8 protein-coding genes and 1 rRNA gene are annotated in these 6,082 nt (G+C 43.9%); all 9 read left to right on the forward strand.

Annotation, left to right across the window (positions count from 1 at the left end; genetic code table 11):
• Nucleotides 1-90 (forward strand): 5S ribosomal RNA (gene rrf, locus H2C83_RS17060); the annotation flags it as partial.
• 221 nt (nt 91-311) lie between these two features.
• Nucleotides 312-509 carry a sigma factor G inhibitor Gin gene (locus tag H2C83_RS17065; protein WP_181742369.1) on the forward strand — a complete coding sequence of 66 codons (198 nt, stop codon included), beginning with the start codon at nt 312-314 and terminating at the stop codon, nt 507-509.
• 74 nt (nt 510-583) lie between these two features.
• Complete coding sequence (locus H2C83_RS17070; protein ID WP_181742370.1) at nt 584-1,999, forward strand: aminotransferase class I/II-fold pyridoxal phosphate-dependent enzyme; 1,416 nt, start codon at nt 584-586, stop codon at nt 1,997-1,999.
• A 31-nt stretch (nt 2,000-2,030) separates the two neighbouring features.
• A complete protein-coding gene (tmk, locus tag H2C83_RS17075; protein ID WP_181742371.1) occupies nt 2,031-2,663 on the forward strand; it encodes a dTMP kinase in 633 nt (210 codons plus the stop codon).
• A gap of 274 nt (nt 2,664-2,937) precedes the next feature.
• Nucleotides 2,938-3,768, forward strand: coding sequence for a PSP1 domain-containing protein (locus H2C83_RS17080; RefSeq protein WP_181742372.1), 831 nt, complete (start codon nt 2,938-2,940; stop codon nt 3,766-3,768).
• Between the two features lie 53 nt (nt 3,769-3,821).
• Nucleotides 3,822-4,184, forward strand: coding sequence for a DNA replication initiation control protein YabA (gene yabA, locus H2C83_RS17085; protein ID WP_181742373.1), 363 nt, complete (start codon nt 3,822-3,824; stop codon nt 4,182-4,184).
• A 531-nt stretch (nt 4,185-4,715) separates the two neighbouring features.
• The gene (locus H2C83_RS17090) at nt 4,716-5,015 is read left to right on the forward strand and encodes a transposase (protein ID WP_181742374.1); all 300 of its coding nucleotides are present in this window, start codon (nt 4,716-4,718) and stop codon (nt 5,013-5,015) included.
• On the forward strand, nt 4,979-5,719 hold the full coding sequence (locus H2C83_RS17095) for an IS3 family transposase (RefSeq protein WP_181742375.1): 741 nt from the start codon (nt 4,979-4,981) through the stop codon (nt 5,717-5,719). The genes H2C83_RS17090 and H2C83_RS17095 overlap by 37 nt, the downstream gene beginning before the upstream one ends.
• The gene (locus H2C83_RS18655) at nt 5,659-5,910 is read left to right on the forward strand and encodes an integrase core domain-containing protein (protein ID WP_376766378.1); all 252 of its coding nucleotides are present in this window, start codon (nt 5,659-5,661) and stop codon (nt 5,908-5,910) included. The genes H2C83_RS17095 and H2C83_RS18655 overlap by 61 nt, the downstream gene beginning before the upstream one ends.
• The last annotated feature ends 172 nt before the right edge of the window (nt 5,911-6,082 follow it).

Genomic DNA, 6,082 nt, shown 5'->3' on the forward strand with positions numbered 1-6,082 from the left:
CCACCCGTTTCCATCCCGAACACGGAAGTTAAGCCCTCCAGCGCCGATGGTACTTGGGATTATCCCCGGGAGAGTAGGTCGTTGCCAGGCTGAAACAAATCCACCTTAAGCATAAGCTTGAGGTGGATTTTTATTTAATAGAAACATATTTTCTCTAATAATTTGATTGGGATTAAAAAAGGAAACAGCAATAGGGAAGTAAAGGATTTTGTCATACATAAAAGCAGGACATATAAAATTTCACGTAACCGTTTAAATGTTTCGTTTATTGGAAAAAATAACAGTAAATCCATAACAGGCAGGGGATGGTTATGCTGGAAAAGCAAATATGCATGGTTTGCCAGCAAAAGAGAAATAATGGTTTGCGTATTTTAAACAATTATATTTGTGATGCTTGTGAAAAGGAAATTGTAGAATGTGATTCCAGGCAAATTCTGTACGGATATTTTGTTTGGAAATTACGTGCTTTAATAGACACGGATAAAGAACAGGAATTGCATGGTTCGTGAATGGAGGTTATCTTAAGAAATGAAATTCATACAAAAATGGATAACCTTTTTTAATGGATGGGGAGGAGAAGTGTTTGGATCAAACAAAAGCACCTCTGTTTGAATCGTTAAAGGCATATGTGATGCAAAAGCCGGCAAATTTCCATGTTCCAGGGCATAAACAGGGACAAGCCTTTGATCGGGAAGCATTGGACTGGTTTGATTCTGTTTTAAAAATAGATTTAACGGAAGTTGGCCAACTGGATGATTTGCATCAGCCAACGGGTGTGATCAAAGAAGCTGAGCAACTTGCGGCAGAGGCGTTTCGGGCAGATGCAACTTATTTTTTGGTTGGTGGAACAACTGCAGGAAATCTGGCTGCGATCCTTTCCTGCTGTCAACCGGGTGATTTTGTCATTGTTCAGCGAAGCAGTCATCAGTCGGTTTTTCATGGTTGTATGCTGTCCAGAGTAAAACCGATTTATTTGCATGCAGAATGGGACGAGATGGGAATGGAAAAATCGGTTTCTCCCGCTGAAATTGAGCGTATTTTAAAAGAGAATCATACGGTAAGCGCAGTTATTCTGACAAGTCCTTCCTATTACGGACAGATCCAGCCCATTCGGGAAATTGCCAAAATTTGCCATCGTTATCAAGTTCCATTTATCGTTGATGAAGCACATGGAGCGCACCTGGGATTCCATCCCGACCTTCCACCATCAGCGATGGACCTTGGGGCGGATATTGCCATTCAGTCTACTCACAAAATGCTGCCTTCCATGACCATGTCCTCCATGCTGCATTTGCAGGGAACTCTCGTTGATCGGGAAAAAATTGGTTATTGGTTGCGAGTGATCGAGTCAAGCAGCCCGTCTTATCCATTGATGGCATCTCTGGACGTGACACGGCGTTTTATGGCTGTAGAAGGAGAAAAACAGCTGGAAAGATTGTTACAGGATTTGAAATATTTCCGGGGAAATATCCATTCACTCAACCATCTTTTTGAAGTAGATATGGATGATCCCTTGAAGTGCATTTTGTCGGCAGGCAGGAAATTGACCGGGTTTCAACTGGTTGACCAACTGGGGCAAGAGGGAATACAGATTGAGATGGCTGACCCGCTCAAGGCATTGCTCGTTTTTGGTTTGGGGACGCAAAAAAAAGATTTGGACGTTTTATGCCTGGCTTTGCAAAAGATTGACAGGAAATTGGAAACAATCCCCGAACAGGAAGACCATTCTTCCTTTTCTTTTGTTTCCAGGACAGCGCAGGTAAACAAGACCTTGGATCAGTTGCGCCATGAACCCTCCGCACTGGTGCCGCTGAACGAAGCGGAAGGAAAAACATCTGTTGACATGATTGTTCCTTATCCTCCCGGAATCCCCTTGGTTTTGCCAGGCGAAGTATGGACTAGTGAAGAAATAGAAATCGTGGAACAGGTTTTAAAAGGAGGCCGCAATGTACGCGGAGTGCATCATCGTTTTAATCCCATGGTGAATGTGCTAACCTAATTACATGAATTGTTACCGGGTGGTGGAGAAGATGAAAGGGATATTTGTTACCTTTGAAGGACCGGAAGGAGCTGGGAAAACAACTCAAATCAAACAGGTGTTCCAATATTTAACGGATCAGGGATTTCGCTGTCTGATGGTACGGGAGCCAGGGGGAACAGAAATTGGAAACCGTATTCGCCAGATTTTGCTTGATCCCGAGCTGAGTGAAATGGAATGGAAAACGGAAGTATTGTTATATGCGTCATCCCGGGCCCAGCTTGTGCGTGAAGTGATAAAACCCCATTTGCATCAGGGGTTTGTTGTGCTTTGTGACCGTTATATCGATTCAAGCCTGGCATATCAGGGGTATGGCGCGGAAAAAAGTGTGTCTGAAGTGTGGAAGATCAACGAGTGGGCAACCGATGGATTAACGCCGGATCGTACCTATTTATTGGATTTGCCTGTGGAATTGGGGCAAAAACGGGTGTTAAATCGCAATGCAAAGAAGGATCGCATGGAGTTGAAAGAGAAAATGTTTCATGACCGGGTTCGATTGGGTTTTCGGGAAATTGCTTGCAAAGAAAACAGCCGCTATTGTGTCATTCGGGCGGATCAACCCGGCGAGCAGGTGTTTGCTGACATTATCGATGATTTGATGAAATGGATTTCTTTCCGGAAGTAACGGATCGTTCAAGTGGGCAGGCAATAAAAATTTGCCCAACTTTTATCAACGATGATAGAATGATAAGAAAGGCTTTCTCGGTAACCATGAGAAAGTGAATAAACTGAATGGTTGCATATTTGGTTGCATATGAGATTCGGTTATTTGAACAGATCTTTTTATATATTTTCTGTATAACAGGTGAGCAAACTGCGTGAAAAAACAGCGTTTGGCGACTATATGTAACCTCCGGCCATACTGGACCTGGAGTATTGGCAGTACAGGGGGGATTTGCGTGTTAAAAGTGATTGGCGTCCGCTTTCGGCAAGCGGGTAAAATATATTTTTTTGATCCTCTTGACTTTCAAGTGAAACGGGGGAGTCATGTCATCGTTGAAACTGTTCGCGGCGTTGAATATGGAGAAGTTGTTACAGGGATTCGCTATGTAAAGCAGGATGAAGTCGTCCTTCCGTTAAAAACGGTAATCCGGATCGCAACAGACGAAGATCGGGAACAGATGGAAGCAAATCGGAAGGCAGCAAAATCTGCACTGGGAATTTGCCAGGAAAAGATTCTTAACCGTGGATTGGAAATGAAACTGGTTGATGCTGAATATACGTTTGACCGGAATAAGATCATATTTTATTTTACGGCGGACGGCCGGGTTGATTTTCGGGAATTGGTTCGGGACTTGGCTGCTGTTTTTAGGACGCGGATTGAACTGCGCCAGATTGGTGTCCGTGACGAAGCGAAAATGCTTGGAGGACTTGGACCATGTGGCCGGGTTCTATGCTGTTCATCTTTCCTGGGGGATTTTGAGCCGGTTTCCATCAAGATGGCAAAAGATCAGAACCTTTCACTCAATCCGGCCAAAATATCCGGATTGTGCGGCAGATTGATGTGTTGCCTGAAATATGAAAATAATATTTATGAGGAGGCAAAGCAGCTGCTGCCTGACCTGGGGGAAAAAGTGATTACTCCGGAAGGAACCGGACGCGTTGTATTGTTAAATATGTTGGAACGACGTGTGCAAGTAGAACTATCCGACTCTTGCACCTTGGTTGAGCATGCCATTGACGAGGTGAAGATTGAAGCGTCTCCGCATACCAGCGGAATGATGAAGTAATGGTGTTAAAACAAATCTTAACCGCTTTTGGTGATTGAACGAGGTGGGGGGGCTTGGACAAGGAAGAAATCTTTAAACAGATCGCACGCATGGAGGAACAGATTGGCGAATTATATAAAGAATTGGGCGGTCTGAAAGAACAAATTGTGGAATTGATTGAGGACAATACTCGTCTGGTTATGGAAAATCAGCGCTTGCAGGAGAAAGAGGAATCAAGGGTTCCTTTACCTGTGCCGGACCAGTCCCGGGAAAACGAACATGAACAGGATGAGGAAGATGTGGGGCAAGGAGTAAATCATCTTGTGGACTTATATGATGAAGGTTTTCATATCTGCAACGTTCATTATGGTCGAATGCGCGGTGAAGGAGATTGCCTGTTCTGCCTTGCTTTTCTCAATAAGTCATCTGAAAAATGACCCCTGGATCTGGATGATCCCCTCACAGTTGATGTGAAAAAACCTCATCTGAAAAGGGAGGTACACGAAAATACCTGGAGGGGATTTTTCAATAGCTGAAAAATGGCAAAAATAAACCAGGTTGCGGATACAAGGCTGATTACCACAGGTTGCCCGCATTGCAGCAATGAGTTAAGGGAAAGTGATTTATAGGGAGCCAGCTCCCCTTTTGTTATTGCCCTGGCATATGCAAGTGGTGAAATGGGCTGGCCAAAAATTTATCAAACTGTGTACTCTTTGAATGGTAACCGATCGGATAAATTCCATTTCCCGGCGACCATGCGCCATCAGCACCACATGAGTAGCTGCTACATGCTCGGAAATGGTTACGCTTATACTTAGCGACTCATCATCTGGATGTGGTATATAGAAAATAACTGGTCTTGGATATATATCTCTCCCTAAAAAAACCCTGTCAGAATGATGTGCACCCCTTAAAATAGACACGGAAAAACCCCTGTGGTTGCCGAATTATTTTAAGGGGTGATTTTTATGGCAAGGAAAGGGCAGAAATTCAAGACATACAGCTTTGAACTCAAAAAGAAGGCAATAGAAATGAGGCTCCAAGGGATTCCTAAGGCCAAAGTCGCCAAAGAACTGGGGATTCATGATGTGGGGCGACTGAAGGTCTGGGTGAGAAAATACCGTGAACAAGGCGAATTTGGGTTAATGGAGCACAGGGGGAGGCGGAAAGAGTACAAAGATCTGGAGCGGGAAGTCAAAAAGCTGCGATTGGAGAATGATGTCCTAAAAAAGTGGTTGGAAATTTTGGCAAGGGAGGGAAAAAGCTGAAATTTCGGGTTGTGGATGAATTGCGTCACCATCATAGCGTCAAAGATTTGTGTAAATTCTTGGGAGTTTCCAGAAGCGGTTACTATCGTTATCTTTCCAGGAAGAACAAGACGGACAAAGATCAGTCTCTCAAAGAGAGAATTCACTACATATACGGGCTTCGAAACAAGAGGTATGGATACCGGAGAATTCAGGCTGAGTTGATGCGTCTGTACGGACTTCGTGTCAATCATAAGAAGGTGCTCCGGATCATGCAGAAACTTGGGATTCAATCGATCATCCGCAGAAGACGCTTTGATCAAAATCGGTATCGCACTCCCATGGGAGTGCGAATCGCAGACAATCTGTTGAACCGCCAGTTTTACGCTGAGCGCCCGAATCAAAAATGGGTAACGGATGTCACCCGGATTCCCGTTGGAGGCCAGAATCTTTTCCTGTCTGCCATCATGGATCTTTTTAACAATGAGATTGTTGCGTTTCACATCAGTTCCAGAAACAACAATGCATTGGTTCTGAACACTGTCCGAAAAGCTCTGGAAAAAAAGAGGACGTGTCTGGAACCATCCTTCACAGCGATCGGGATTTCCAATACACGTCCCATGACTACCACCACATGCTGGCTCAGTTTGGCCTCCGACCCAGCATGTCAAGACGAGGCAATTGCTTGGACAATGCCCCGATTGAGAGTTTCTTCTCCCACTTAAAGACAGAAACTCTCCAATACCATCATATCCAAGATGCTGAACAGGCTCAAATCCTGATTCAACAGTATAACCATTTTTACAATGAGGAGAGACTTCAACTGAAATTAAATAAGCTGGCGCCTGTTAGAATACAGGCGTCAGCATGCAGCATAATCCGGGTGTTTTTTTGCGTCTACTTTTTTGGGGTTTGACCAGAATAGATAAGGTTTATTATTTCATTGCCAAACCCTATTGTTATTCGCAGTTGACTGATTTTTCCAATGCTTTATTAATTAATGGATAGATTAGTTTCATCCCTCACAGGGTCACCCCTTTTTGTCTATAATCTTGTTAAGATTAACTTTAAGGAGCTATTCCTGTAAT

The sequence above is a fragment of the Thermoactinomyces mirandus genome (genome assembly GCF_013868055.1).
GTDB lineage: Bacteria > Bacillota > Bacilli > Thermoactinomycetales > Thermoactinomycetaceae > Thermoactinomyces > Thermoactinomyces mirandus.